This window comes from Roseovarius sp. D22-M7, assembly GCF_037083785.1.
In the GTDB taxonomy this organism is placed as follows: Bacteria; Pseudomonadota; Alphaproteobacteria; order Rhodobacterales; family Rhodobacteraceae; genus Roseovarius.
This window is the reverse complement of sequence record NZ_JBAPKY010000199.1, coordinates 1-827: the sequence shown is the minus strand read 5'-3', so window position 1 is coordinate 827 and position 827 is coordinate 1. Positions and strand designations below refer to the sequence as shown.

General features: G+C 61.3%; 2 protein-coding genes. Both read left to right on the top strand.

The window, feature by feature from the left end; genetic code table 11:
* Nucleotides 1-420 (top strand): terminase gpA endonuclease subunit (locus tag V8324_RS22120; protein WP_336422026.1); only part of this gene is annotated, 420 nt, incomplete at its 5' end.
* Nucleotides 421-511: 91 nt separating this feature from the next.
* Nucleotides 512-751 carry a CDGSH iron-sulfur domain-containing protein gene (locus V8324_RS22115; protein WP_336422025.1) on the top strand — a complete coding sequence of 80 codons (240 nt, stop codon included), beginning with the start codon at nt 512-514 and terminating at the stop codon, nt 749-751.
* Nucleotides 752-827: the final 76 nt, after the last annotated feature.

The following is an 827-nucleotide window of genomic DNA, read 5'->3' as shown; positions in this document are numbered from 1 at the left end:
GCGACCTCGACCTTCAAGGCCGAGACCTACCGCTTCCTGCGGCAGGAGCGACCGACACCCGAAGAGATCACGGCCGGCGCCGCGTTTCCTGCTGGAACCGTGCATCTGCCGACATGGGCCGACGGCGAATGGCTCAAGCAGCTGACGGCCGAGCAGCTGGTGACAGTGAAGGGCAAGCGCGGATTTACGAAGCTCGAATGGCAGAAGCTGCGCGAGCGCAACGAGGCGCTGGACTGCCGGGTCTATGCCCGGGCGGCGGCGTGGATCGCCGGGGCCGACCGCTGGTCCGAGGCGCGCTGGCAGGAACTGGAACGGTCACTGGCTGTGCAACTGGAGGAATCGGATGGCGATGCGGCCCTGAAATCCCCGCCCCGCCCGTCGCCGCGGCGTCGGACGATGCGGTCGAGTTACATGGGGTGAGCGGTGATAATTCAGCCTGGCCGGACCATCGTCTTTGCCGCACGCAGCGGAGATGCTATCTCCAGGCAAGTGAAAATGCATGGAGTAGCCAATGACCGAGCCAACCATCGCGCAAAAAGCCCCATTCCCGACGGAAGTCGAAGAGGGAAAGACCTACATGTGGTGCGCCTGCGGCAATAGCAGCAATCAGCCTTTCTGCGACGGCAGCCATAAGGGATCAGGGATTTCCCCAGTGAAATACACGGCCGAAAAGACCGGCAAAGTGTTCTTTTGCGGGTGCAAGCACACGAGCAACGCGCCGCTCTGCGATGGTACGCATTCAAGCCTGTAAACACAGGACAACGATCTCGACAACGGCATGGCATCGACGTCAGTTGTTGCCATGACGATCAGGCTTTAATTGAACA